Origin of the sequence: Kribbella sp. NPDC023972, from assembly GCF_040639075.1 — a bacterium.
GTDB lineage: Bacteria > Actinomycetota > Actinomycetes > Propionibacteriales > Kribbellaceae > Kribbella.
Map to the genome: position 1 here is coordinate 128,300 of NZ_JBEZZH010000004.1, position 25,926 is coordinate 154,225.

General features: G+C 68.7%; 25 protein-coding genes. 17 read left to right on the forward strand and 8 right to left on the reverse strand.

What is annotated here, in order from left to right:
* Positions 1-75: 75 nt before the first annotated feature.
* Entirely contained in the window at positions 76-1,485 is a 1,410-nt protein-coding gene (locus AB0F43_RS17665; protein WP_360477182.1) for an FGGY family carbohydrate kinase, read from the forward strand.
* 7 nt (positions 1,486-1,492) lie between these two features.
* Here the strand turns inward: AB0F43_RS17665 and AB0F43_RS17670 are convergent, their stop codons facing one another.
* Positions 1,493-2,326, reverse strand: coding sequence for an alpha/beta hydrolase (locus AB0F43_RS17670; RefSeq protein ID WP_360477185.1), 834 nt, complete (start codon positions 2,324-2,326; stop codon positions 1,493-1,495).
* Positions 2,327-2,492: 166 nt separating this feature from the next.
* Here AB0F43_RS17670 and AB0F43_RS17675 point away from each other — a divergent pair, with 166 nt between their 5' ends.
* The 7 genes from AB0F43_RS17675 to AB0F43_RS17705 all read left to right on the forward strand — a co-directional run bounded on the left by AB0F43_RS17675 (position 2,493) and on the right by AB0F43_RS17705 (position 10,545).
* A complete protein-coding gene (locus tag AB0F43_RS17675) occupies positions 2,493-4,133 on the forward strand; it encodes a response regulator transcription factor (RefSeq protein WP_360477188.1) in 1,641 nt (546 codons plus the stop codon).
* Between the two features lie 258 nt (positions 4,134-4,391).
* Entirely contained in the window at positions 4,392-5,126 is a 735-nt protein-coding gene (locus AB0F43_RS17680; protein WP_360477191.1) for a cupin domain-containing protein, read from the forward strand.
* A gap of 11 nt (positions 5,127-5,137) precedes the next feature.
* Complete coding sequence (locus tag AB0F43_RS17685; RefSeq protein WP_360477194.1) at positions 5,138-6,301, forward strand: Gfo/Idh/MocA family oxidoreductase; 1,164 nt, start codon at positions 5,138-5,140, stop codon at positions 6,299-6,301.
* Entirely contained in the window at positions 6,298-7,452 is a 1,155-nt protein-coding gene (locus tag AB0F43_RS17690) for a dihydrodipicolinate synthase family protein (RefSeq protein WP_360477198.1), read from the forward strand. The genes AB0F43_RS17685 and AB0F43_RS17690 overlap by 4 nt, the downstream gene beginning before the upstream one ends.
* Entirely contained in the window at positions 7,449-8,276 is an 828-nt protein-coding gene (locus tag AB0F43_RS17695; RefSeq protein ID WP_360477201.1) for a sugar phosphate isomerase/epimerase, read from the forward strand. The genes AB0F43_RS17690 and AB0F43_RS17695 overlap by 4 nt, the downstream gene beginning before the upstream one ends.
* 19 nt (positions 8,277-8,295) lie before the next feature.
* Positions 8,296-9,042, forward strand: a complete 747-nt coding sequence (locus AB0F43_RS17700; protein WP_360477204.1) for a sugar phosphate isomerase/epimerase — start codon at positions 8,296-8,298, stop codon at positions 9,040-9,042.
* Between the two features lie 69 nt (positions 9,043-9,111).
* Positions 9,112-10,545: a diguanylate cyclase gene (locus AB0F43_RS17705; RefSeq protein ID WP_360477207.1), complete on the forward strand. Its 1,434-nt coding sequence runs from the start codon at positions 9,112-9,114 to the stop codon at positions 10,543-10,545.
* 99 nt (positions 10,546-10,644) lie between these two features.
* Here AB0F43_RS17705 and AB0F43_RS17710 read toward each other — a convergent pair whose 3' ends face one another.
* The gene (locus AB0F43_RS17710) at positions 10,645-11,127 is read right to left on the reverse strand and encodes a GNAT family N-acetyltransferase (RefSeq protein WP_360477210.1); all 483 of its coding nucleotides are present in this window, start codon (positions 11,125-11,127) and stop codon (positions 10,645-10,647) included.
* A gap of 147 nt (positions 11,128-11,274) precedes the next feature.
* Here AB0F43_RS17710 and AB0F43_RS17715 point away from each other — a divergent pair, with 147 nt between their 5' ends.
* On the forward strand, positions 11,275-12,855 hold the full coding sequence (locus tag AB0F43_RS17715; protein WP_360477213.1) for an alkaline phosphatase D family protein: 1,581 nt from the start codon (positions 11,275-11,277) through the stop codon (positions 12,853-12,855).
* Positions 12,856-12,915: 60 nt separating this feature from the next.
* Here AB0F43_RS17715 and AB0F43_RS17720 read toward each other — a convergent pair whose 3' ends face one another.
* Both AB0F43_RS17720 and AB0F43_RS17725 read right to left on the reverse strand, forming a co-directional pair.
* Positions 12,916-13,737, reverse strand: a complete 822-nt coding sequence (locus AB0F43_RS17720) for a polysaccharide lyase family protein (RefSeq protein WP_360477216.1) — start codon at positions 13,735-13,737, stop codon at positions 12,916-12,918.
* Positions 13,737-15,272, reverse strand: a complete 1,536-nt coding sequence (locus AB0F43_RS17725) for an alkaline phosphatase D family protein (protein ID WP_360477219.1) — start codon at positions 15,270-15,272, stop codon at positions 13,737-13,739. Before AB0F43_RS17725 ends, AB0F43_RS17720 begins: the two co-directional genes overlap by 1 nt.
* Before the next feature lie 194 nt (positions 15,273-15,466).
* Between AB0F43_RS17725 and AB0F43_RS17730 the strand changes: the two genes are divergently transcribed.
* The 4 genes from AB0F43_RS17730 to AB0F43_RS17745 all read left to right on the forward strand — a co-directional run bounded on the left by AB0F43_RS17730 (position 15,467) and on the right by AB0F43_RS17745 (position 18,593).
* Positions 15,467-16,342, forward strand: a complete 876-nt coding sequence (locus tag AB0F43_RS17730; protein WP_360477222.1) for an aldo/keto reductase — start codon at positions 15,467-15,469, stop codon at positions 16,340-16,342.
* An 86-nt stretch (positions 16,343-16,428) separates the two neighbouring features.
* The gene (locus AB0F43_RS17735; RefSeq protein ID WP_360477225.1) at positions 16,429-16,773 is read left to right on the forward strand and encodes a tetratricopeptide repeat protein; all 345 of its coding nucleotides are present in this window, start codon (positions 16,429-16,431) and stop codon (positions 16,771-16,773) included.
* Positions 16,774-16,881: 108 nt separating this feature from the next.
* The gene (locus tag AB0F43_RS17740; protein ID WP_360477228.1) at positions 16,882-17,994 is read left to right on the forward strand and encodes an LLM class flavin-dependent oxidoreductase; all 1,113 of its coding nucleotides are present in this window, start codon (positions 16,882-16,884) and stop codon (positions 17,992-17,994) included.
* Positions 17,991-18,593, forward strand: a complete 603-nt coding sequence (locus AB0F43_RS17745; protein WP_360477231.1) for an FMN reductase — start codon at positions 17,991-17,993, stop codon at positions 18,591-18,593. The genes AB0F43_RS17740 and AB0F43_RS17745 overlap by 4 nt, the downstream gene beginning before the upstream one ends.
* Here the strand turns inward: AB0F43_RS17745 and AB0F43_RS17750 are convergent.
* A complete protein-coding gene (locus AB0F43_RS17750; RefSeq protein WP_360477234.1) occupies positions 18,583-19,350 on the reverse strand; it encodes a TetR/AcrR family transcriptional regulator C-terminal domain-containing protein in 768 nt (255 codons plus the stop codon). The two genes, AB0F43_RS17745 and AB0F43_RS17750, sit on opposite strands and share 11 nt — an antisense overlap.
* Before the next feature lie 94 nt (positions 19,351-19,444).
* On the opposite strand from AB0F43_RS17750, the gene AB0F43_RS17755 reads away from it, so the two are divergent.
* The 3 genes from AB0F43_RS17755 (at position 19,445) to AB0F43_RS17765 (ending at position 22,207) form a co-directional block, all read left to right on the forward strand.
* Positions 19,445-20,398: an ATP-binding cassette domain-containing protein gene (locus tag AB0F43_RS17755; protein WP_360477237.1), complete on the forward strand. Its 954-nt coding sequence runs from the start codon at positions 19,445-19,447 to the stop codon at positions 20,396-20,398.
* Between the two features lie 76 nt (positions 20,399-20,474).
* A complete protein-coding gene (locus AB0F43_RS17760) occupies positions 20,475-21,269 on the forward strand; it encodes an ABC transporter permease (protein ID WP_360477239.1) in 795 nt (264 codons plus the stop codon).
* A 29-nt stretch (positions 21,270-21,298) separates the two neighbouring features.
* On the forward strand, positions 21,299-22,207 hold the full coding sequence (locus tag AB0F43_RS17765; protein WP_360477242.1) for an FkbM family methyltransferase: 909 nt from the start codon (positions 21,299-21,301) through the stop codon (positions 22,205-22,207).
* On the opposite strand, the gene AB0F43_RS17770 is transcribed toward AB0F43_RS17765, so the two are convergent.
* Positions 22,182-22,949, reverse strand: a complete 768-nt coding sequence (locus AB0F43_RS17770) for a glucose 1-dehydrogenase (protein WP_360477245.1) — start codon at positions 22,947-22,949, stop codon at positions 22,182-22,184. The two genes, AB0F43_RS17765 and AB0F43_RS17770, sit on opposite strands and share 26 nt — an antisense overlap.
* Before the next feature lie 98 nt (positions 22,950-23,047).
* Here AB0F43_RS17770 and AB0F43_RS17775 point away from each other — a divergent pair, with 98 nt between their 5' ends.
* Positions 23,048-23,587 carry a GNAT family N-acetyltransferase gene (locus AB0F43_RS17775; protein ID WP_360477248.1) on the forward strand — a complete coding sequence of 180 codons (540 nt, stop codon included), beginning with the start codon at positions 23,048-23,050 and terminating at the stop codon, positions 23,585-23,587.
* Positions 23,588-23,628: 41 nt separating this feature from the next.
* Here the strand turns inward: AB0F43_RS17775 and AB0F43_RS17780 are convergent, their stop codons facing one another.
* Positions 23,629-24,453 (reverse strand): bifunctional allantoicase/(S)-ureidoglycine aminohydrolase, encoded by an 825-nt coding sequence (locus tag AB0F43_RS17780; RefSeq protein WP_360477251.1) that lies wholly within the window; start codon positions 24,451-24,453, stop codon positions 23,629-23,631.
* Positions 24,454-24,568: 115 nt separating this feature from the next.
* Positions 24,569-25,897 (reverse strand): allantoinase AllB, encoded by a 1,329-nt coding sequence (allB, locus tag AB0F43_RS17785; protein ID WP_360477254.1) that lies wholly within the window; start codon positions 25,895-25,897, stop codon positions 24,569-24,571.
* Positions 25,898-25,926 lie beyond the last annotated feature (29 nt).

Genomic DNA, 25,926 nt, shown 5'->3' on the forward strand with positions numbered 1-25,926 from the left:
TCGACTCGAGTTTCACCACGACGCTAGAGTCGCGTCAAGACCTCAGTTGAAACTTGTCTCAGAAGGGTGTGGGCGATGACCGAGCGTGCGGCCGTGCTGGCGATCGACCAGGGCACGACCAACTCGAAGGCCGTCCTGGTGCGTGCGGACGGCGCCGTCCTGGGGACCGGATCCGCGCCGGTCGGGCTGTCCACACCACAGCCCGGGTGGGCCGAGCAGGATGCGGACGACATCTGGGCGAGCGTCCTTCAGGCCGTCACGCACTGCCTTGCCGTTGCTGGGCCGGTCGAGATCGCGGGGATCGCCTTGTCGACACAGCGTGAGTCGGTCGTCGGCTGGAACCGGGCGGGTCAGCCGGTGGGACCGGTCATCGGTTGGCAGGATGTCCGCACGACCGACTGGTGTTCGACGCTGCCGGCTTCGCTCGACGTCCTGGTCCGCGAGCGCACGGGATTGCGCGTGGACGCGATGTTCTCCGCGCCCAAGCTGCACTGGCTGCTCGAGCACGCGAACCCCGATCACGTCGGCACCGTCGACTCCTGGCTGATCCACCGGCTGACTGGTTGCCAGGAGCATCTAACGGAGGCCGGCAACGCGTCGCGCACCTTGCTGTACGACGTTCTCGACCTCGACTGGTCCACGTCACTGCTCGAGGCCTTCGGCGTACCGCGGTCGGTGCTGCCGGAGGTCCGTGCCTCGAACGATGGTTTCGGTACGACGTACGGCGTGCCGGGACTGAGCGACGGCATCCCGATCGTCGCCGTGCTGGCCGATTCACATGCGGCGATGTACGGGCAGGGGTGTACGCGGACCGGGATGATCAAGGCGACGTACGGGACCGGATCGTCGGTGATGACCCCGGTCGAGTCCTTCGTCGCGGACGGTTGCACGCTGGCCTGGCTCACGGATCGGCCGCTCTACGCGCTCGAGGGCAACATCGTGTCGTCCGGTGCGGCGCTCGCGTGGACGGCCGCGATGCTCGGCCTGCCCGACGTGCGCGCGTTGACGGAGCTGGCCGCGAGCGTTCCCGATGCCGGCGGGGTCACGCTGGTGCCCGCCTTCGCCGGCCTGGGCGCGCCACACTGGGACCGGAACGCCCGGGCCGCGCTGACCGGGATGGGCAGCTCGACCACGCGCGCGCACATCGCCCGCGCCTGCGTCGACGCCGTCGCTCACCAGATCTGCGACATCGTCGACACCATCCCCGGCACACCCGGGCAACTCCGCGCCGACGGCGGCGCCACCGTGTCCGACCTGCTCATGCAGACCCAGGCCGATCTCCTCGGCCGCCCGGTGGAGGCCTCGAACGTCGCCGAGGTCTCCGCGCTCGGAGCCGCCGAACTCGCCTGGGCCACGCTCGGCGAGACCACCGCCTGGGCCGACAAACGCACCGCCCGCACCTTCGAGCCCGCCATCGACGCCGGCTCCCGGGCAACCCGTCGTACCGACTGGTCCAAAGCCATCGCTTCAGTCCGCACCACCTGAACCTGGCTCACGTGAGCGCGGCGGCCGCGCTGTGCCGCGAGACGAATTCGGCGATCGGCTCGGCTACGGCCGCTGGGTCCGTAGCCACCGAGAAGTGGTCTCCACCGTCGAGGATGATTTCCTCGCGCTGCGGGAACAACTCGTAGAGGAAGGCGCGCGATGCGGGGTTGATCGGGTTCTCCGAAGTGGTACTCCACGACAGCACTGGGCTGTCGATCGTTGCCGCCTGCTCGGCCCCGTAGTTCCACTCGACCAATGCGGAGGCTTCGCCATCGATGAACGTTGCCGCGTCCTGGAAGCCCTGTTCGACGACGCCGGGTCCCGCGGCTTCCGCCGCCGCGCGCCAATCCAGGCCGGTTGGCTCGAAGAGCGACTCGTAAGCGCCTGCGATGTCACCCGCCCGGTAACGACCCGCCATCGCCTCGAACGCCGGACCCAGAATTCCCAGCACGTCCGCGAAATCGCCCGCGGCCAGCCAACTGCTCGGGGGCAGCGGCTCGAGCAGGGCCAGGGACCGCACCCGATCGGGGTAGGCGGCTGCGAGTACGAGAGCGATCATCGCACCCTCGGAGTGGCCGACAAGGTGTGCCCGGTCCACCTCGAGGTGGTCCAACAGGGCAACGATGTCGGCCGCCTGCTGGTCGAAGCCATCGGCCGGTCCGCCGCTCTCGCCGTACCCGCGCCGGTGGTAGCGGATCCTCTGGAACCCGCTGAACGCCGGCTGTTCGGCCAACGGCCGAAGGAAGTCGGCCCAGATGGCGCCGTGGATGAACAGCACCGGTTCCCCCTCACCCTGGACGTCGTAGGCCAACTCGATGCCGTTCACGTTCGCTGTCTTCATCGGAACCCCCTGGTCGTAGGTCTCGTTGCTGTGGCGCCCGCCGTGCGAGCTTCTGATTCGAGACTTGCCGACCGAGCAGCCGGCCGGATCGGCATTGGCTGCCAACCTGAGTCCGATGGCGTGGGTACAACTACCCATCTCCGATCCGGCGGGCCATGCTGGGGGCATGGAAGCCGTTGCCACGGCACACCTGGCCCGCGCGCGGGAGCTTCACCGTGCCTCCCGGTGGCAGGAGGCGTGTGCGGAGTACGCCGCGGCGGACGCCGAAGAGCCGCTCGGCGTCGAGGATCTGGACGCGTTCGCCGAGGCGGCTCAGGTCTCTGCCAGGGGTGACGAGGCGGTTGCCCTGCTTCACCGTGTCTTCGACCTCCGGGTCAGTGCCGGCGAACTCGATGACGCCGCACAGGTCGCGTTCTGGCTGTGGTGGGCCCTGTTGAACAGCAACGAGGTCGTCCAAGCCAGCGGATGGCTCAAGCAGGCGAGCCGCGCGCTGGGCCCCGCGATGGCCACCAGCCTGTGGCTCAGGATTCCGGAGGCGATGTTCCACGGAACGACGGGCAATCGCTCTCGCGCCGGCGAGCTGCTCAGGGCGATCGTCGACGAAGGTCAGGGCGAGGTGGTCCCCTGGGCGTTGAGCATGTGGGGGCAGACCCTGATCGACGAAGGGCGGCTCCAGGACGGGCTCGATCACCTGGAGGAGGCGATGGCCCGTCTCCTCAACCATGGCTTGTCGCCACGCGTCACCCCATGGATCTACTGCGCCGCCGTCCGCGGGTGCTGTCTGGCACGCGACTTCGCTCGGGCCCAGGCCTGGAACCGATCGATGGCCAGGTGGCTCGATTCGCTGAGCAGTCTGGGCGGCGCGTACCTCGGGAACTGCCGCATCTACCGCTCACGGTTGATGTTCCTGAACGGTGCCTGGCCGGACGCTGTCGACGAGATCGCCGCGGTCTGTGCCGACCTCGACGGCTACGCCGGGTGGGTCTGCGGCCATGCGTACTACCAGCTCGGTGAGGTCCGGCGGCTACGTGGCGAGTGGGATGCCGCGGAAGACGCCTACCGCCGCGCGGCGGAGAATGGCTGCCCGACACAGCCGGGACTCGCCCTCCTCAGACTCGCCGAAGGTGACGTCGACGCCGCGGCGGCCGGCGTCCGTCGGGCGCTGACCGAGGTGACCGCGAAGCCCGACCGCCTGGACCTGTTGAAGGCCGCGGTCACCATCTACCTCGAGGAGGGGAAGATCGCGGCGGCCCGGGATGCCGTGACCGAGTTCGAGGAGATCGCTGGGGACGTGACGACGCCTGTCATCGAGGCCGAGACGTCCGCCGTCAGAGGCGCGCTGGCGCTCTCCGAGGGGGATCCCGGAAGGGCGTTGCCACTCCTGCGGCGGGCCGTCGGCACCTGGCAGGAACAGGATGCCCCGCACGAAGTGGCCAAACTGAACGTCCTGATCGGGCAGGCCTGTAGCGCGCTCGCTGACCATGATGGTGCGCAGCTCGAATTCTCAGCGGCCCGGGAGACATTCGAACGGCTCGGCGCGCGTCCGGATCTGGCTCAGCTGGACCGGATCGCCGCGGCCACGGAGGCTCAATCCGAGACACACGGGCTCACCCCCCGCGAGATCGAGGTTCTCCGCCTCATTGCCCGAGGCAAGCCGAACCGTGCGATCGCCCACGAGCTGCAGCTCAGCGAGCGCACGGTCCATCGCCACGTGTCCAACATCTTCACCAAGCTCGACGTCGACTCGCGAACCGCCGCGGTGGCGTACGGAATCAAGCACCGCATCGTCGAGACGGGCAGTCTCTGATCGCACCGCCGTCCGCACCCTACCGCCGCCTCATTTCGCTGGCTGACCCACGAGGTTGCGGGTTCTGCACCCGGGTTACCGGTAGAGAACCCACCACCTGGTGGGCCCACCAGCCAAATGGGAGCGCTGCGGGGTTGACCGGATGCGGTCGGAGATCGCTTTCCGTCACAGGTTGACTCGTCGTGACTGCCCACCTAAGGTTGCGGTCACAGGCCTCGGAAAGCCCTTTCCAAGGCGTCCGAGCGAGGGAGGCCCAGCATGTGCGACATCGAGCCGGGTACGGCCGTGGCGCTTCCCGGCGGGATCGGCATCTCGAAGCTGTCGGTGTACGACATCGAGGCCCCGGACGGACTGGTCGGCGGTACGCCGCATGTCCACCTGGCCTGCTCCGAGGGGTACTACGTGATCGCCGGCTCCGGCGCGGTCCAGACGCTCAACCCGAAGGGCTTCACCGAGACCCCGCTGCAGGCCGGCACGGTGGTCTGGTTCGACCCCGGAACGATCCACCGGCTCGTCAACGGCGGTGGGCTCCAGATCCTCACCCTGATGTCGAACTCCGGTCTCCCTGAGGCCGGCGATGCCGTACTGACTCTCCCGCCGGAGCACCTGACCGATCGTGAGACGTATCTGAAGGCGACCACCCTCACCGGCGAGGGTGAGGCCCGGACCCCGTCCGCGATGGCTCGTCGCGACCTCGCGCTCGAAGGTTTCGCCGTACTGCGGGAGGCCTACGAGACTCAGGGTCCGTTGGCCCTCGACGACTTCTACGCGGCCGCGATCCGCATCGTCCAGCCGCAGCTGGCGGACTGGCGACGTCGCTGGGAGCAGGGCGCCCGCCGCCTGGCCGACGAGACCGGCGCCGCGCTGGACGCGCTGGAGGCCGGTACCGCGCCGCATCTGCAGACCGCTGAACTCCACCGACTACCCGCCCCCACCGAGTTCGGCCGGCACGGTATGTGCGGTCGCCTCGACACCTACGAGATCCCTTCGTGAGAGGTACGACTGTGAACGAGCGACGCATCGGCATCGTGATGAACGGTGTCACCGGCCGGATGGGCCTGCGCCAGCACCTCGAGCGCTCCATCGTGGCGATCCGCGAGCAGGGCGGCATCCCCGCCGCCGACGGAACCATGATCATCCCCGAACCGATCCTGGTCGGACGGAACGAGCTCAAACTACGCCGGATCGCGGAGAAGTACGGGCTGACCCGGTGGACCACGGACCTGTCCGAGGCACTCGCCGAGCAGGACGTCGAGATCTACTTCGACTCCCAGCTGACCCAGCTGCGGGAGAAGGGCGTCCGCGCGGCCGTCGAGGCCGGTAAGGCGATCTACTGCGAGAAGCCGATCGCCGAGGGCCTGGACGCGGCCGTCGATCTGGCCCGGCTGGTCCGCGACTCCGGACTGAAGAACGGCGTGGTCCAGGACAAGCTGTCGCTGCCCGGCCTGCGGAAGCTCAAGCGGCTGGTGGACGGCGGGTTCTTCGGCCAGATCCTCTCGGTTCGCGGGGAGTTCGGCTACTGGGTCTTCGAGGGCGACTGGCAGGAAGCCCAGCGGCCGTCCTGGAACTACAAGCAGGAAGAGGGCGGCGGCATCATCGTCGACATGTTCTGCCACTGGCGGTACGTGCTCGACCAGATCTTCGGCCCGGTCACGTCGGTCTACTGCCAGGGCGCGACCCACATCCCGACCCGGTACGACGAGCAGGGCCAGGAGTACACCGCCACCGCGGACGACGCGGCGTACGGCGTCTTCGAGCTGGAGGGCGGGATCATCGCCCAGCTGAACTCGTCCTGGACCACCCGGGTCTTCCGCGACGAGCTGGTCGAGTTCCAGGTGGACGGGACCGAGGGCAGCGCGGTCGCCGGCCTGCGGAACTGCCGGGCACAGCACCGGTCGGCGACGCCGAAGCCGGTCTGGAACCCGGACCTCCCGGCCACCGAGAACTTCCGCGACCAGTGGGCCGAGGTGCCGGACAACGAGGTCTTCGACAACGGCTTCAAGGTGCAGTGGGAGATGTTCCTGCGGCACGTGGTCGACGACGCGCCGTTCACCTGGGACTTCGTCGAGGGCGCCAAGGGCGTGCAGCTCGCCGAGCTCGGCCTGAGGTCGTGGCGTGAGGGCCGCAAGCTCGAGGTGCCGCCGCTCGACATCGAGGCCCAGCCGTGACGCTCTCGCTCAAGCTCCCGCTCGACGGCGGACTGTCGGAGTACCGCCTCATCGGCCAGCCAGTTGCCCAGGGCACCTACGAGCCGGCGGCCAGCCGCCTGGCCTTCGCAGCGGCACATGTGGTGGCGGACCCCCTGGGCGACAACGCGCCGGGGCAGCCCGCAGTGGTCGACTGGGAGCACACGCTGGAGTTCCGGCGACACCTCTGGTCGCTCGGGCTGTCCGTGGCCGAGGCGATGGACACCGCACAGCGTGGGATGGGCCTCGACTGGGTGGCGACGCAGGAGTTGATCCGGCGGTCCGCCGCAGAGGCACCGGACGGACGGATCGCGGTCGGTGTCGGCACCGATCAGCTTGCTGCGGGCGACCACTCGCTGGAGACGGTGATCGGCGCCTACGAGGAGCAGCTCGCGGTCGCCGAGGAGGTCGGCGCACAGCCGATCTTGATGGCCAGCCGGGGTCTGTGCGCGGCGGCGAGCTCGCCGGACGACTACCGGAAGGTGTACGACCGGCTCCTGAGCCAGTCGACGCGACCGGTGATCCTGCACTGGCTGGGCGCGATGTTCGACCCGGCGCTGGACGGCTACTGGGGCAGCGACTCGCTCGACACCGCGGCCGACGTGGTGGTCGAGCTGATCGGCGACCACACGGCGAAGGTCGACGGCATCAAGGTCTCGCTGCTGGAAGCCTCCCGCGAAGTTGCCCTGCGCAACCGACTGCCCGAGGGTGTTCGTCTGTACACGGGTGACGACTTCAACTACCCGGAGTTGATCAAAGGCGACGAGGATCGTTACAGCGACGCGCTGCTGGGAATCTTCGCCGCGATCGCCCCGGCGGCCGCGGCCGCCCTGAAGGCGCTGGACGACGGAGACCTGCAGCGGTACGACGAGGTGTTCGCACCGACCGTGCCCCTGTCACGGCAGATCTTCTCGGCGCCGACGTACTACTACAAGACCGGAATCGCCTTCCTGGCATGGCTGAACGGGCACCAGCCCGGGTTCACGATGGTCGGCGGTCTGCAGACCGGGCGGTCGTTGCCGCACCTGGCCGATACCTTCCGGCTTGCCGATCAGGCCGGCGTACTGACGAATCCTGAGCTTGCCGTGTCGCGGTTCGGTCAACTGCTGCGCGTGGGTGGAGTGGACGCGTGAACCGTTCCTTGGATCGCTACAGCCTGAACCAGGCGACGACGAAGTACTGGCCGCTCGAGGATGTCGTCGCGGCCAGCGCCCGGGCCGGACTGTCCTGGATCGGCTTGTGGCGTGAGCCGATCCAGGAGTACGGCGTCGACAAGGCGGCCAAGCTGGTCGCGGAGGCCGGCCTGAAAGTGTCCTCGCTGTGCCGGAGCGGGTTCTTCACCTCGACCGATCCGGCCGAGCGGAAGGCGAAGATCGAGGAGAACCGCCGCGCGATCGACGAGGCCGCGACGATCGGGACGTCGGTGCTCATCCTGGTCAGCGGCGGGCTGCCGCCGGGGTCGCGCGACCTCGACGGTGCCCGGTCGATGGTCCGCGACGGGCTGGCCGAGCTCGCGCCGTACGCCGCCGAACGGGGCGTGAAGCTGGCGGTCGAGCCGTTGCACCCGATGTTCTGCTCGGACCGATGTGTGGTGTCGTCGCTGTCGGGGGCGCTCGATCTGGCCGAGCAGTTCCCCGCGGCTCAGGTGGGCGTGATCGTGGACGCCTATCACCTGTGGTGGGACGCGGAGGTGTACCGGCAGATCGAGCGGGCCGGGGAGCGGATCCTGTCCTACCAGGTGAGCGACTGGGTCGTTCCGCTGCCGGCCGACACGCTGCTCGGCCGCGGCATGATGGGCGACGGGGCGATCGAGCTGCGCCGCCTGCGCGAGGCGTGTGACGCGGCCGGGTACGACGGGCCGATCGAGGTCGAGATCTTCAACCAGAAGCTGTGGGACGCGCCGGGACAAGAGGTCTTCGACCTGGCGCTGGAGCGGTATCAGGAGCACGTGATCTAGCCACCGAGGAGCTGCCTGTATGACTATTCCCACCGACGGCATCGGGATGCACCTTTACACGATGCGGGACGTGCTGGCCGAGGACTATCCAGGAACGCTGAAGCGACTGGCCGAGATCGGGTATCGCACGGTGGGAGTGAGTGGGCGGTTCGGTCACTCGGCGGACAAGATCCGGACCTTCGCCGACGAGGCGGGGCTGTCGATCGTGCTGGAGCATGTGAAGTACGACCGGATGGCCGACGACTGGGCCGGCGCGCTGGCCGACGCGCAGACGCTCGGCGCCCAGTGGGTCGTCGTACCGTCGATCCCGTCCGAGTTGCACTCGGTCGAGGGGTTCCGGACCGCGGCGGCGGCGTTCACCGCGGCCGGCAAGGCGGCCCGCGACGCCGGGCTGAAGCTGCTCTTCCACAACCACGGCCGCGACTTCGACGAGGTCGACGGGCAGGTGTTGTTCGACATCCTGCTGGACGTGGACGCCGACCTGCTCGGCTTCGAGCTCGATCTCTACTGGGTGGTGAACGGCGGTAAGGACCCGGTGCACTACTTCCGGAACCACCCCGGGCGGTACCCGGCCCTGCACGTGAAGGACATGGCCGCGGACGGGTCCTGGGAGGACGTCGGCGCCGGCACGCTCGACTTCGCCGGGATGTTCGCGTACGCCGCCGACGGCGGGGTCGAGCAATGGCTGGTCGAGCACGACAAGCCGGCCGACGCCTGGCGGTCCGCCGAACGGAGTTACCGCGGACTGTCCGATCTTCGGTTCTGACGAGACGCTTAACCGGATCAGCTTGGTTACAGCTGCTCACGTCGGGTGAGATCGGCCTAAGCTCGACGCGTGCAGAACGAACCCACTGTTCGGTTGACTGCCGTACGCCGCCTGTACGAGGTGAGCGCCCGGATGGGTGCGGGACGGAGTCTGGCTGAAACCCTGCAGGCGGTCGTCGACGGTGTCGTGGACGGGCTAGGGTTCGGGATCGCCGTACTGAACCTGCGCCAGCCGGACGGGAAGTTCGAGGTGATCGCGGTCGCCGGGTCGCCGGAGGCGCGGGAGGCGCTGCTCGGGACGGTCAGCTCGGCGGACATCTTCGACGCCGAGTTCGCGATCGCCGACAAGTGGGGCCGGCTGCGCTTCGTTCCGCACGAGCGGTTGCCGGAGGGCGAGGTGATCGGCTGGGTGCCCGACGTGCCGGTGTCCGACGACCCGGCCGCGTGGCATCCGCTCGACGCGCTGTTCGCGCCGCTGTACTCGCCGGACGGTGAGCTGGTCGGGATGCTGTCGGTCGACCTGCCGGAGGACCAGCGCCGGCCGGGGCCGATCCACCGGGAACTGCTGGAGATCTTCGCGACGCAGGCCGGGCTGGCGATCGACAAGGCGCGGCTGACCGATCAGCTGCGGGCCGAGAAGGCCCGGCTGGAGTCGAGTGAGACCACGTTCCGGATGGTGTTCGAGGGCGCCGGGAACGGGATGGCGACGATCGCCTTCGACGGGCCCGAGGCCGGCCGGATCCTGCGGGTGAACGAGGCCTTCTGCCGGATCACCGGGTACGCCGCCGAGCAGCTGATCGGCGCCCCGATGCTGGACTTCCTGCGCGACGAGGACCCGTCCCGCTCCCGGCAGGAGCTGGAGAAAGTGGCTGCGAGCAGCGGCACGTACCAGTTCGAGCGGGTCTTCTCCCAGCCCACCGGCAACGAGATCTGGCTCGGCGGTACGGCGGCCATCGTCGGCGCGGGCCAACCGCGGATCCTGCTGATCCAGATCGATGACGTGACCGCCCGCAAGGCCGCCGAACGCGAGCTGCGCCACCACGCGGCGCACGACCCGCTGACCGGCCTGCCGAACCGTCGGCTGCTGCAGCACCGCTTCGCCGCCGCGCTCGAGCGGACCCGCGCGACCGGCCGCCGGGGCGCCTTGCTGTTCTGCGACCTGAACCATTTCAAGCTGGTCAACGACGGCTATGGTCACGAGGCCGGCGACCGCGCCCTCAGCGAGATCGCCGGGCGGCTGGCGAGCGAAGTACGCCACGGCGACACCGTCGCCCGCCTCGGCGGTGACGAGTTCGCCATCGTCGCCGAGGACATCGCCGACGACGCCCTGGCCGCCCTGATCGCCCGCCTCGAAGCCGCCGTCAGCCGCCCGCTCCCCCACATCACCGTCCAGGTCACCACCAGCATCGGCACCGCCGCCATCACCCCCGAAACCACCGACCTGGACACCCTCCTCCACACCGCCGACCAAGCCATGTACCAAGCCAAACAACGCCGCTCCTGACGTTTGCGCCAAGCTGCGATCCAGGAGGCGTGAGCAACTGGTCTGGCTGATGCGAGGTTCGGTCGGTGACGAAGACGTTGATGACAGTCCTTCCCGAGCTCAGGAAGCCAGGTCGGTGAGGGCGTCGTCGGTGAGGCGGTAGGTGGTCCATTCGTTTTGGGGATGGGCGCCCAGGGACTTGTAGAAGTCGATGGCGGGGGCGTTCCAGTCGAGGACGGACCATTCGAGGCGTTCGTAGTTGTTCCGGACGCATTCCTGGGCCAGGGCGACCAGGAGGGCCTTGCCGAGGCCGGTGCCGCGGGTTTCGGGGCGGACGAAGAGGTCTTCGAGGTAGATGCCGTGGACACCGCGCCAGGTGGAGAAGTTGAGGAACCAGATGGCGCAGCCGGCCACCACGCCCTCGTGCTCGGCGACATGGCAGAAAACCTTCGGGGAGTCGCCGAACAGCGCGGTCCGCAACTGCTCGGCGGTCAGCTTGCACTCGTCGGGCGCTCGCTCGTACTCGGCCAGGCCGTAGACCAGTTCCACGATCGCCGGTACGTCGTCCGGCCGCGCCCGCCGTACTCGCTCATCAATCACCATGCGCCAATCTTGCCGCACCAGACCTGGTCAACATATCGGCACTTCCTGTTAACTTATCGAGGAACCGAGTTAACCACCGCGACACCCGGCAACTGAAGACTGGCACGCGCTTCCCACCTGACCCCGCCCGTCACAGGAGGAATACCCATGTCCGTTTCGCGCCGTCGCTTCCTCGGCCTGAGTGGTGCGGGCTCTGCCGCCGTACTGCTCGGCACCGGGGCCTGGGACGCCTCGACCACCTACGCCGCGCCCGCCGGCAGCGGCAACCCTTTCACCCTCGGCGTCGCCTCCGGTGATCCGCAGTACGACGGTGTCGTGCTCTGGACCCGGTTGGCCATCGACCCGTACGCCGTCGACGGCAAAGGCGGCATGCCCGCCAAGCCGATCCGGGTCGACTACGAGATCGCCCGGGACGAGAATTTCCGGCACGTCGTCCGGCGTTCCAGCGTCGTCGCGACGCCCGAGCTCGGCCACTCGGTCCACCCCGAGGTCCGCGGCCTGCAGCCGGATCACGTGTACTACTACCGCTTCCGCACCGGCCACGAGGTCTCGCCGACCGGCCGGACCCGGACCACGCCGCACCCGTTCGCCTCGCCGCGTGAGCTGCGGTTCGCCTTCGCGTCCTGCAACGCCTGGCAGGACGGGTTCTTCACGGCGTACGACCACCTGGCCGCCGAGGACCTCGACCTGGTCGTCCACCTCGGCGACTACCTCTACGAGTACGGCGTCAAGTCCAACAGGCGTGGTGTCGTGACCGACCCACGGTTCGACGGGGAGACGTTCGACCTCGCGCGATACCGGCTGCAGTACTCGCTCTACAAGACCGAGGCGCCGCTGCAGGCCGCGCACGCGCGGTTCCCGTGGATCCACACCATCGACGACCACGAGGTGGAGAACAACTGGGCCGGAGACCTCTCCCAGAAGGACACCGAGCCGGACCAGGATCCGGTGGTGTTCCGGGCCCGCCGGGCGGCCGCGTTCCAGGCGATGTACGAGAACATGCCGCTGCGGCACGACCAGATGCCGTCCGGTCCGGCCGTACGGCTGCACCGGCGGCTCCCGTACGGGCGGCTGGCCGACATCACCATGCTGGACACGCGGCAGTACCGCTCCGACCAGCCGTGCGGTGACGGCGACTCGTCGACCTGCACCGACCGGTTCAACCCGGACAACACGATGCTCGGCGGCAAGCAGCGCGCCTGGCTGCTGGACGGCTTCAAGCGGTCGAACGCACGCTGGCAGATCCTCGGCAACCAGGCGCCGATGGGTCAGACCGACTGGACCCCGGGCCCGGAGACGCGGGTCTGGCTGGACCCGTGGGACGGATATGTTGCCGAGCGCAACCAGGTGCTCGGTGCCGCGCAGGACAGCGGGGTCCGCAACCTCGTCGTCATCACCGGCGACCGGCACCAGAACTACGCGCTCGAGCTCAAGCGCGACTACGTCGACCCGGACTCGTCCACGGTCGGCACCGAGTTCGTCGGTACGTCGGTCACCAGCGGCGGCGACGGTGCCGACATGACCGACCAGGGCCTGCAGTTCCTGGCGGCCAACCCGCACCTGAAGTTCTTCAACTCCCAGCGCGGCTACGTCCGTGTCACCGTCGACCAGAAGCAGTGGCGCTCCGACTACCGCGTCCTCCCCTACGTCACCCAGCCCGGCGCTCCGATCAGCACGCGGGCGTCGTACGTCGTCGAGGACCGCGACCCTCACGTCCACGCGTCCTGACCCGCGCTAACGTCCGGAGAACTGGCGACACGTCTCGCCAGTTCTTCGGACGCAGCGCATTCAGCGGCGGGCGTAGATGCCGAACGCGTCGTACGCGATCCAGGAACCGTTGTCCTTGAACAGCTCGATCACGTTCTGCCCGGTCCTGAAGAGGGCCCGAGGCAACGGCCTCTCGAGGTACGACGGCTTCAGCGGCGAACCGGGGTAGGTGCTGTCGGCAATCGTCGACCCCTTGGTCGCGCCGTTGGCGAAGGTCAACCGCTCGACCTGAGTCCCGTTGACGGTGAGTACGGCGGACCCGGCCAGGCTGGCGTGGCTGTCGATCAGCCACAACGCCAGGTCGAGATCCTGCTCCGGTACGGCGGCCAGGTCGAAACGGAACGTTGCCCGGTGGTTCTTCGAGCCGGCCCATTTGTCGGCCGGTCCCGGCAGCAGGTACGACCAGTCGGAGGACGGCGTCGACGTACCGAACGTGTAGTCGACATCCGACGGGAATCTGGTCGGGTAGCTCGCGTAACCAGCCGGAGACAGCGCGAGCTCGGAGCCCTTGCCGTCGAACTCACCGACCCGGGCCACGGAGATCCCCGACACGATGACCGACGTCAGGTTGGTCGCGTCAACTGCTGCCGACGGCGTCGACCTGTTGCCTGCGGCATCTACTGTCACGACCCGGTACGACCGGGTGACACCGGTGAAGCCCAGGCCGCGATGCACGAAGTGTGGATAGACGGTCTTGCCCAGTAGTTTCCAGGAGCCGGACGTCAGGACGTAGACGGCGTAGTGGTCGACGACCGTTGCCCATGACACTGGCTTCCAGTCGAGGGTTACGGTGCCGATCTGACCGCTGCCGGTCAGGTGGGTGATGACAGGAGGACGATTCATCACAGGGCCTCCAGACGGGGCGAGCCGGCCGGGGACCGGAAGGAAGCGATCGCCCGTGGCTCGGCGTTCGCATCCGCCTCGATGTACGGGAAGTTGACGAACTCCGCGGTCAGCTCGGACCGGGTCAGGGTCGTGTGCACGTAGCCGCGGCGGGCGTTGTAGAACTTCACGTACGGATGCCGGAGCCAGTCCTTCGCGTAGTTGTCGGTGTCGGCGCCGTCCCCGTCGGATCCGATCGACGAGCAGACCAGCTCCACGCCGATCGTCGGTGCCGCCGGGTCCGCGAAGTCCGCCTTCAGCTCGGACGCCACGTGCCGGTGGATGTCGCCGGTCAGCATGACCGCGTTGCCCGCCTGCTGCAGCTCGGCCAGCAGCCTGCGGCGGTTCGCCGGGTAGCCGTCCCACTGATCGGTGCGGTCGTTGCTGATCGCCGTGAGTACGACGCCACCCGCAAGCAGGTTCCAGGTTGCGGGGGATCGGCGCAGTCCGTCGTACAGCCACTTCTCTTGCTTGGCGCCCATGATGGTGCGCGCCTCGGACTGCCGGTCCGCCTCGCTGGTCGGTGCCGGGTCGCGGTACTGCCGGGTGTCGAGCAGGTTGAGCCGGGCTAGCGACCCGACGTCGTACCTCCGGTAGGCCTGGCTGTCCGGTCCCGTCGGCAGGCTGCTCAGCGCGAGCGGCAGGTTCTCGTAGAAGGCGCGGTAGGCGACGGCCCGGCGATGCACGAACAGCTCGGGCGGTATCCCGTACGGCGAGATGGCCGCGCCGTAGTTGTTCTGCACCTCGTGGTCGTCCCAGACGAACAGCCAGGGCGCGGTCGCGTGGGCGGACTGCAGCTCCGGGTCGGTCTTGAACAGGCTGTACCGCAACCGGTACTGCTCCAGCGTCTCGATCTCGACCCCGTGCTCCGGCCCGACCGCCACGCCCTGACGCCAGAGGTTGCCGCCAGGGACGATGCCGTACTCGTAGATGTAGTCGCCGAGGAAGAACACCGCGTCCGGCGACCGCCGGGCGATGTCGCGGTACGCCGGGAAGTAGCCGTGGTACCAGGCCTGGCACGACGCGGTCGCGAAGCTGAACCGCGATCCGTGCACCGGCAGCGTCTTCGTCCGGCCGACCGGGCTGACCTCGGTGCCGACGCGGAAGCGGTAGAAGTACTCGCGCTCAGGCCGCAGCCCACGCACCTCGGGGTGCACAGCGTGCGCCAACTCGGCCGTGGCGATCGCGAGGCCTCGTCGTACGACGTGCTTGAACTGGCTGTCCTCGGCCACCTCGTACTGGACCGGCACGTGGTCGGCACGCATCCCGCCGTGCCCGTCGGCGGCCAGCGGGGTCGGCGCCAGCCGGGTCCACAGAACGAAACCGTCCGGGCGTGGATCACCCGAGGCGACTCCGAGCGCGAACGCACCGGACGGGATCGGGCGCCCGGGCGTGGCGTCCGCACTCGCCGGCGCGGAGACGCCCAGCGCAACGCTCGCGGCACTGAGACCGGTGAGTTGGAGGAAGGTACGACGTGATGGGGGTGGTGGAGGCACGGGCGGGGCTCCAATCGAAAGCTGACTACCCCTCGCTCCGCGCGGGGCTGGGAATTGCGTCACATTCTTACGTATATCTCGTCCGCCATGTCAGTGGTTGACGGGAAGTCGCCAAAGATTCAGCAGCTGGAGTGCTGGATGTTTGCGAAGATTCCTGTTGGAAGTCTGAGTCGCGGCGCGTCAGGCTTGAACCCATGGCAGCTCAGACGAAGAAGACACGTCGCATCGGCGACATCGAGGTCAGCGGAATCGGGCTCGGCGCGATGCCGATGTCGATCGAGGGACGCCCCGACGAGGCGCGGTCGATCGCGACCATCCACGCCGCGCTCGACGCCGGGATCACCCTGATCGACACGGCCGACGCGTACCACCTGGACGCGACCGACGTCGGTCACAACGAGACCCTGATCGCCAAAGCCCTGGCGTCGTACGGCGGTGACACCGCCGGCGTCCTGGTCGCCACGAAGGGCGGGCACCTGCGGCCGGGTGACGGCCGGTGGACGCTGGACGGGTCGCCGGAGCACCTGAAGAAGGCGGCCGACGCCTCGCTGAAGCGGCTCGGCGTCGACGCGATCGGGCTGTACCAGTTCCACCGGCCGGACCCGCAGACGCCGTACGAGGAGTCGATCGGCGCGATCCGCGACCTGCTCGACGCGGGCAAGATCCGGATGGCCGGGATCTCGAACGCGAACCCGGCGCAGATCCAGCAGGCGAACGACATCCTCGGCGGCCGGCTCGTCTCGGTGCAGAACCAGTTCTCACCCGCGTTCCGGTCGAGCGAGCCCGAGCTCGAGTTGTGCGACCAGCTCGGCATCGCGTTCCTGCCCTGGTCTCCGCTCGGCGGCATCTCGAACGCCGGTGACCTCGGCGCCAAGCACCCCGCCTTCCACCAGTTGGCGACCGAGCTCGGCGTCAGTCCTCAGCGCGTCACTCTCGCGTGGATGCTGGCCAAGTCGCCGTACGTCATCCCGATCCCGGGCTCCAGCCGCCCGGAAACCATCCTCGACTCGTACGCCGCCCTCGACCTCGAACTCACCCCGGAGCAGGTAGCCACCCTCGACGCCTCCTGACCCGCGACCGGCGCCCCGGCCCACGGAATAGCTCCGTGGGCCCGGGGCGTTCTTGTGCTGTCCCCACCTGACAGGAGGTTCTCGCGATGGAAGACCTGCGTGCGTTGAGCTACGGGCTCGGCCAGCAATACTTCGACGAGCGGGATTACCGTGGCGCCATCCGCGCCCTGCGGCCGGTGGTGGAAGAGACGCCGGACGACGTCGGAACGCGGCTGCTGCTGGCTCGCGCCTACTACCACGCGGCCCTGCTGAAGCCGGCCGAGGAGCACCTGCTGGAGGTCATCGCGCGGGAGCCGACCGAGTACTACGCGCACCTGATGCTGGCCCGCACGCTCGAGCGGCAGTCCCGGCCCGAGGAGGCTGGCAAGCACCGCCGGATCGCGGCCGCACTCACCGGAGACGACGAGCTACTCAAGCCCCACCGCGTCTGAGGCGGCACGGCCCGCACCTGACAAGAGTGGGGAATGGCCCGAGCATGGATTGGCGTTATGTGGAGCAGAGTAGTTTAATAGTGAACTACTTAGCTTGAGGAGGACAGGATGCAGTTCGGTGTGTTCAGCGTCGGCGACGTGACCGAGGACCCGACCACCGGCCGGACCGTGAGCGAGGCCGAGCGGATCAAGGCGATGGTGACGATCGCGCTGAAGGCCGAGGAGGTCGGCCTGGACGTGTTCGCCCAGGGCGAGCACCACAACCCGCCGTTCGTCCCGTCCTCCCCGACCACCCAGCTCGGGTTCATCGCGGCGAAGACGTCGAAGCTGATCCTGTCCACCGCGACCACGCTGATCACGACCAACGACCCGGTGAAGATCGCCGAGGACTACGCGATGCTGCAGCACCTGGCCGACGGCCGGGTCGACCTGATGATGGGTCGCGGCAACACCGGCCCGGTCTACCCGTGGTTCGGCCAGGACATCCGCAACGGCATCGCCCTGGCGGTGGAGAACTACGCCCTGCTGCGCCGGCTGTGGCGCGAGGACGTGGTCGACTGGGAAGGCAAGTTCCGGACGCCGTTGCAGGGCTTCACCGCGACCCCGCGGCCGCTGGACGGCGTACCGCCGTTCGTCTGGCACGGGTCGATCCGGTCGCCCGAGATCGCCGAGCAGGCGGCGTACTACGGTGACGGGTTCTTCCACAACAACATCTTCTGGCCGGTCACGCACACCAAGCGGATGATCGAGCTCTACCGGAGCCGGTTCGAGCACTACGGGCACGGCGCCGCGGACCAGGCGATCGTCGGGCTCGGCGGTCAGGTCTTCATGCGGAAGAACTCGCAGGACGCGGTGCGGGAGTTCCGGCCGTACTTCGACAACGCGCCGGTGTACGGGCACGGCCCGTCACTGGAGGAGTTCAGCCGGGAGACGCCGCTGACGGTCGGCAGCCCGCAGCAGGTGATCGAGCGGACACTGACGTTCCGGGAGCACTTCGGCGACTACCAGCGGCAGTTGTTCCTGGTCGACCACGCCGGGTTGCCGTTGAAGACCGTGCTGGAGCAGCTGGACATCCTCGGGTCCGAGGTCGTTCCGGTACTGCGCAAGGAGTTCGCCGCGAAGAAGCCGGCGCACGTGCCGGACGCGCCGACACACGCTTCGCTGAAGGCCGCGGCCGAGCGGGCCCGCGACCTGGAGACGATCGAGGAGCCGACCATATGACCGAGCGTCTCATCGCCGTGGTGACGGCCGGGCTGACGACCCCTTCGTCGTCCCGGCTGCTCGCCGACCAGCTATCGGCCGCCGTACGGGACGAGTTGTCCGGCCGCGGGATCGCGTCGCGGGTCGAGATCATCGAGGTGCGCGACCACGCGCACGACCTGACCAACAACCTGCTCACCGGGTTCCCGTCGGCCGAGCTGAGGACTGTGCTCGACACGGTCACCGAGGCGGATGCGGTGATCGCGGTGACGCCGACGTTCAGTGCGTCGTACAGCGGGCTGTTCAAGATGTTCTTCGACGTTCTCGACGACAAGGCACTGGCCGGCAAGCCGGTCCTGCTCGCCGCGACCGGCGGCACCGAGCGCCACTCGCTGGTGCTCGACTTCGCCCTTCGCCCGCTCTTCGCCTACCTGAAGGCGCTGCCCGTGCCTACCGGCGTGTACGCCGCCTCCACCGACTGGGGCACCGGCGCCACCAAACTCCGCACCCGCATCACCCAGGCCGCCAGCGAGCTCGTCGCCGCCCTCCACCACGAAACCCCAACCCAGACCGACCCCTACGCCAACCCCACCCCCTTCGAGGACCTGCTCAACGGCTAGCGATCAGCAGGGCGATGCCGTCCAGGATTCGGGTTAGGCCGAAGGTCAGGGCGTGGGCGGGGTCGATGGCGGATTGGAAGTGTTCGCCGACTGCGGCGCCGACGCGGCCGGCGACGGGGAAGTGGTGGTTGGTGCCGGTCATGACGTGGGTCAGGGTGGGCGAGATCTGACGCCACCACTCCTCGTCGGTGAGGCCGGACTCGCGTTGGGTGCGCAACTGCTCGGCGCCGGCGCGGGCGGTGCCCTGGACGTGGGTGAGGACCAGATTCAGCGCGGAGTCCATCTCCACATCGGTCAGGCCGAGGCCGTCGAGCGGGCGTAACTCGGCTTCGTACTTCAAGGTGATGTTCGGGCCGAGCGCCGTACGCATCGTCGGCACCTCGTGGATCCACGGGTGCTTGGTGAGCACCTCCCAGTTGCGCGCGGCGATGAACTCCAGCGCGCCGCGCCAGCCGCCCGGTTGCCGGGCCGGCTCGTCGACGTCGGCGTACAGGTCGACGTACACGCTGTCGAACATCAGGTCGGTCAGCTCACCCCTGCCCGGCACGTGCGTGTAGAGCGACATCGTGCCGACCTTCAGCTGCTCGGCCACCGTCCGCATCGAGACCGCGTCGAGGCCGCTCGCGTCGGCCAGCTCGATCGCGGCGCCGACGATCGAGCGCACGGTCAGGCCGGACCGGCCCGGTTTCGTGTGGCTGCCCCAGAGCAGCGCCAGACTGCGCGCCGGATCGGCCGCGGCCGTCTTCTTCGGACTCAAGGGAACAAACTCCAACCGGTTGTCGTTGACCCGATCGTACCCGAGTCGTACGGTGTACGGTACACCCTACGATTTACTCGGCGAGAGGTGGGAAGTGACTACGGAACGTGTGATCGAGGCCGTCGGCGTACGGAAGAACTACAAAGGCGGCACCGAGGGGGCCGGGCTGAACGGGTTCGACCTGGAGGTCACGGCCGGCACCGTGACGGGCCTGCTCGGCCCCAACGGCGCCGGCAAGACGACAGCGGTGCGGATCCTGTCCACACTGCTCGAGCTGGATTCCGGTACGGCGAGGATCGCCGGGTACGACGTACGCCGCCAGGGCGCGGAGGTCCGTCGCCGGATCGGGCTGGTCGGTCAGTACGCGGCGGTCGACGAAGTACTGACCGGCCGGCAGAACCTGGTGATGTTCGGCCGGCTGAACCACCTGGGCCACGCCGCCGCGGTACGGCGGGCGGACGAACTGCTCGAGCGGTTCAGCCTGACCGAGGCGGCCGGCCAGGCGGTGACGAAGTACTCCGGTGGGATGCGGCGGCGGCTCGACCTGGCCGCCAGCCTGATCGTGGCGCCGGCGGTGCTGTTCGTGGACGAGCCGACCACCGGGCTGGACCCGGCCGGCCGGATCGAGGTGTGGTCCGCCGTACGGCAACTGGTCGACGGTGGGACGACGGTGCTGCTGACCACGCAATACCTGGAGGAGGCGGATCAGCTGGCGAACCGGATCTCGATGCTCAAGGCCGGGAAGGTCGTTGCCGAGGGCACCCCGGACCAGCTGAAGACCCAGCTCGGGTCCGACTGGCTGGACCTGGTGCTGGCGGATCCGGCCGAGGTCTCCCGGGTGGTCGAGTTGGCCCAACCCCTTGCGGACGGGGACATCCGGGTGACCGACCTACGGATCAGCGTGCCGGTGAAGGACCGCACCCGGGCGCTGGTGACGATCGCCAATTCGTTGCATGAGGCACAAATCGAACCGGAGGACATCACATTACGCAGACCGACGTTGGACGAGGTCTTCCTGCAGCTGACGGGACCGGAGGTGGCGGCATGAACGAGCGGAGCGAGTTCATCATCAAGCACACCGCGGCTCGTGTCTCATCCGCGCCCGGAGCGAAGCGAGGACGTGGATGAGCACATTCGGTTGGGCATTGGCCGACAGTTGGACGATCGCGCGGCGGACGCTGACGCACTGGCGGAACCAGCCGGGGATCGTGCTGTTCAACTGGTTCTTCCCGGTGCTGATGCTGCTGATGTTCGGCGCACTGCTCGGCGGGGCGATGGACTTTCCTGAGGGCGAGTCGTACTACGAGTTGCTCGTGCCGGGCATCTTCGCGCTGGCGATGCTGTTCGGACTCGAAGGCACCATGACGGCCGTGACCACGGACAAGGACAAAGGCGTGACGGACCGGTTCCGGTCGCTGCCGATGAGCTCGACGGCCGTCGTGATGGGCCGGTGCATCGCGGACATGCTCGACTCGGTGGTGACGCTGATCGTGCTGGCCGCGGCCGGGCTCGCGCTCGGATGGCGGTGGCACGAAGGGGTGCCCGCGGCGGTGGCGGCGTTCGGGTTGCTGCTGTTGCTGCGGTTCGCGTTGCTCTGGGTGGGGATCTTCATCGGGCTGACGGTGAAGAACGCGCAGAGCGTCACGATGGTTCAGGTGCTGGTCTGGCCGATCGGCTTCCTCTCCAGCGCCTTCGTCGCCACCTCGACGATGCCCGACTGGCTCGGGACCATCGCCCAGTGGAACCCGCTGTCCGCGACGGCAACCGCCTCCCGCGCGTTGTTCGGCAACGCTGATCCATCCGCCACGGCCACCTGGATCGGCACCCATGCGGAGATCGCGGCAATCGTCGCTCCCCTCCTCCTGATCGCCGTCTTCCTACCCCTGTCGGCCCACCGCTTCCGCACTCTGTCGCGATAGTTCTGCTCGCATCCGGGTATCGGGTGCGGGTGAAACTGCAACTGCTGTGGCGCTCAGCGCACGTCCTCGGGCGTGCGCTGAGCCCGCAGGCCGCCCGCCGTACTGCTCGGATCGCCGGAGCTGTCGAGGGCCTGACCGACGCCGGGGTTCACCGCGTCGCGCTGCGGATCTCGCCTCGACTGGCGCGGGAGAACCCCGAACTGGTGAAGGTCGCCCCCGAGTGGGGGACGCCGAGCGTCCTCGTACGGCGGCAGGGCTTACGGCTCGAGCTGGACCTGCGGGACAACCTGCAGGCGGTGCTGTACTACGCCGGGCGCTATGAGCCGGCCGTACGGCGGTTCCTGCTGAGCGAGTTGCGGCAGGGTGACGTCGTACTCGATGTGGGCGCGAACATCGGGCTGCACGCACTCACGGCAGCCAAGCGGCTGCGGGAGCTCGGTGGCGGCCGGGTGATCGCGTTCGAGCCTGCATCTGACTGCCTGACCAAGCTCCAGGCTGCTGCCGAGCGCAACAACCTGCACGTAGAGGTGGTGCCGACCGCACTCGGTGAACGGAGGTACGACGCGGCACTACGAGCGGACAGCCGGTACGACGAGGCTGACGCCGGAGTGCGCTCCCTTTACGGCGACGGAGCGGTCGTGCAGAAGGTGCCTGTGATCCGGCTGGACGACTGGGTCAGTGAGCACGCGCTCCCCCGACTGGACGTGGTCAAGGTCGACATCGAGGGCGGTGAGGTCCCGGCACTCTCCGGGGCGGCCCGCACGCTGAAACGGTTGCGGCCGCGCGCTCTCCTCGTGGAGGACAAGCGAATCGAGTCGAGTGCGCGGCTGCACGCCGTACTGGATGAGCTGGGGTACCAGGCGACCGGTGAGGTCTTGGACCACAACGCGCTCTTCCGGCCGGAACCGTTGCTTACGGCATCAGTTGGCCGCCGTTGACCTCGATGATCTGGCCGGTGACGTAGGAGCTCATCGACTCCGAGGCCAGGAACAGGATGGTGCCGACGCACTCGTGCGGCGTACCGGTGCGGCCCATCGGGATGGTCGCGATCATCCCGTTCAGCTGCTCTTCGCCGGTGTGCCGGTCGTGGAACGGCGTCTTGATCACGCCCGGCGAGATGGCGTTGACCCGGATACCGTCGGGGGCGAGCTCCTTGGCCAGGCCGCGGGTGAACGTACTGACCGCGCCCTTGCTGGTCGCGTACACGACCGACCCGCCACCGCCGCCGTGCCGGCCGGCGATCGAGGTGACGTTGACGATGCTGCCGCCGCCCTGCGTCCGGAACACCGGCACGATCCGGCGGGAGAGCGCGAACACCGAGGTCAGGTTGACGTCCAGGATCCGCCGGAACTGCTCGTCCGGTACGTCGGTGACCGGCGAGCGGTTGACCAGGTCACCGGCGTTGTTCACCAGGACGTCGATCCGCCCGTGCTTGGCCAGCACGTCGTCGATCAACGTGCCCGCCGATGCCGGGTCGGCCAGGTCCGCCTGGTGCACGGACGCCGTACCGCCCGCTGTCTGGACCGCTCCGAGCGTGTGCTTGGCCCCCTCCTCGTTCCGGTGGTAGTGCAACGCCACCGTCGCTCCCGTCTCCGCGAACCCCACCGCGGCCGCGGCCCCGATCCCGCTGCTGGCCCCGGTCACCACAACGACCTGATCCCTGAAATCCAGATATGCCATGCGCCCTATCCTGCCCCGGCCGCGACCGGCGCGCTTGTCCGCGGGTGTACGCGCCGGGGAAGGGTTTGCGCGCGGTGCGGCGGCGGTAGATTCGGTGAATGGGATATGCGCTGGGGCAACTGGATCTTCGGCGGTGGCGGACGGCTGACGCGCTGCGGCTGGAGGCGGCGCATCAGGATCCCGAGATGGCGAACCAGGGTGGGATCGTGGACAAGGCGTCAGCGGTCGACTGGATCGGCCGGGTCGCCGACCTGGACAACGGGCATGTGTACGCCGTGGTGGATGCGGAGGACCATCCGATCGGGTGTGTCGCGGTGACGAACATCGACAGGCACCAGGTCGGCTGGACCTGGTACTGGACCCTCGCCGAGGTCCGCGGCCAGGGCATCGCGCGCGACGCCCTCCGCGCCCTGGCCCACTGGGCCCACCGGGACGCCGGGCTCTACCGCCTCGAGCTCGGCCACCGCACCAACAACCCAGCCTCCTGCGGCGTGGCCGCCAGCGCCGGCTTCCTCTACGAGGGCCTCGAACGCCAGCGCCTCGCGTACGACGGCACCCGCTTCGACGTTGAACGCCACGCCCGCCTGGCCACCGACCCCCTGATCCCACCCCAGCGCCCGGTGACGATCAGCCTCTAGAAGCGTAAGACCGCCAGCGCTCGGTGACGGTGTAGCCGAGCTCAGATGGTCAGCTTTGGGTGGCGGTTGACGTCCTTGTAGAGCAGGTAGCGGAACCGGCCGGGTCCGCCGGCGTAGCAGGCCTGTGGGCAGAACGCCCGCAGCCACATGAAGTCGCCCTCCTGGACCTCGACCCAGTCCTTGTTCAGCAGGTAGACGGCCTTGCCTTCGAGGACGTACAGGCCGTGCTCCATCACATGCGTCTCGGGAAACGGGATCACCCCGCCCGGCTCGAAGGTGACGATGTTGACGTGCATGTCGTGGCGTATGTCGTCCGGGTCGACGAACCGCTGGGTCTTCCACCGGCCCTCCGTGTCCGGCATCTCCACACCCTCGACCTCGACCTCGTTGGTGACGAACGGCTCGGGTACGTCGATCCCCTCGACCCGCTCGTACGCCTTCCGGACCAGGTGGAACCGGGCGAGTTGCTCGCTGGTGTTGTGCAGCGTCCAGTCGGCCGACGGCGGCAGGAACGCGTACCCGCCCGGCCCGAGCTCGTGCTTCTCACCGGCGACCGTGATCGTCACGTTGCCTTCGACAACGAACACGACCGCCTCGGCGCCGGGATCCGTCTCGGGCTTGTCGCTGCCGCCGCCCGGTGCGACCTCGACGATGTACTGCGAGAAAGTCTCGGCGAACCCCGACAGCGGCCGGGCGATCACCCACAGCCGGGTGTCGTCCCAGAACGGCAGCCGGCTGGTGACGATGTCGCGCATCGTTCCGCGCGGCAGGACGGCGTACGCCTCGGTGAAGACCGCGCGGTCGGTGGTCAGGTCCGTCTGCGCGGGGAGCCCACCGCTCGGGGAGTAGTACCGCGGACCGGTCATGGGGCCTCCCGGCCTGGACTGAGGAGCGGAGGGAGCGAAGCGACTGGAGCGACGAGGGAAGGCCGGGAGCAACAGCCCCATGACCCTCGCGCCGGAGGCGCGGCATTCAACACTGTCATCGTTGTTCTCCTCGGGTCAGCAGCCGTCCTGTCGGCGCGGCCTCGATGTCGACGGGTTCGCCACGCAGCCAGGTGCCGCGTACGACGCCGTCGAGCGGCCGGCCGTCGTACGGGGTGATGGCGTTCTTGTGGTGCAGGGTGTTGGCGTCCACCACGAACGTCTCGTCCGGTGCGAAGACGCAGAAGTCCGCGTCGTACCCGACCTCGATCCGGCCTTTGTGCGGGACAGCCGGCGCCTGACACATCCAGCGCGCGATGTCGGACAAGGTGAAACCGCGGCGGCGGGCCTCGGTCCAGACCGCGGGCAGGCCGAGCTGGAGTGAGGCGATACCTCCCCAGGCCGCACCGAAGTCGCCGGTGTCGAGGCGTTTGAGGTCGACGGTCGAGGGCGAGTGGTCGGAGACGACCAGGTCGATCACGCCGTCGCGCAGACCGTCCCAGAGCAGCTCGCGGTTCACGGCCTCCCGGATCGGCGGGCAGCACTTGTACTGCGTCGCGCCGTCGGGGATCTCCTCCGCGCTGAACGTCAGGTAGTGCGGGCAGGTCTCCGCGGTGATGCGGATCCCGTCGCGGCGGGCCTTCGCGAGGAGCGGCAGTACGTCGGAACTCGACACGTGCAGGATGTGGACGCGGCAGTTGGTCTGCCGGGCGAGCTCGATGACGTCGGCAACGGCTGCGTTCTCCGCCTCACGCGGGCGGGAGCGGAGGAAGTCGAGGTAGCTGGCGCCGTTCGGCGGCGGCGCGTTGTCGATCCCGTGGGCGTCCTCGGCGTGCACGATCAACAGACCGTCGAAGGACGCGATCTCCCGCATGACCGGCTCGAGCTCGGCCTGCGTCAGCGGCGGGAACTCGTCGACACCGCTGTGCAGGAGGAAGCACTTGAACCCGAACACGCCGGCCTCGTGCAGCGGGCGCAGCTGAGCGAGGTTGCCCGGGATCGCGCCGCCCCAGAAGCCGACGTCGACGTACACCTGGCTCGCGGCGGTCTTCCGCTTCAGCTCCAACGCCGGTACGTCGCAGGTCGGCGGGATGCTGTTGAGCGGCATGTCGATGATCGTGGTGACACCACCGGCCGCGGCCGCTCGGGTCGCGGTGGTGAAGCCCTCCCACTCTGTCCGCCCCGGATCGTTCACGTGCACGTGCGAGTCGACCACGCCGGGCATCAGCACCTCGTTGTCGTCCAGGACCAGCAGGTCGCCTTCGAGCTGAGCGTCGTACGGCGCGACGGCGACGATCCGGCCGTCTCGCACGCCGACAGCGCGGGCCACCTCACCCGCGGTGCTGACCACCCGGCGGGCCCTGATGACTAGATCCAACCAGCTCATCCACGTCCTCGCTTCGCTCCGGGCGCGGA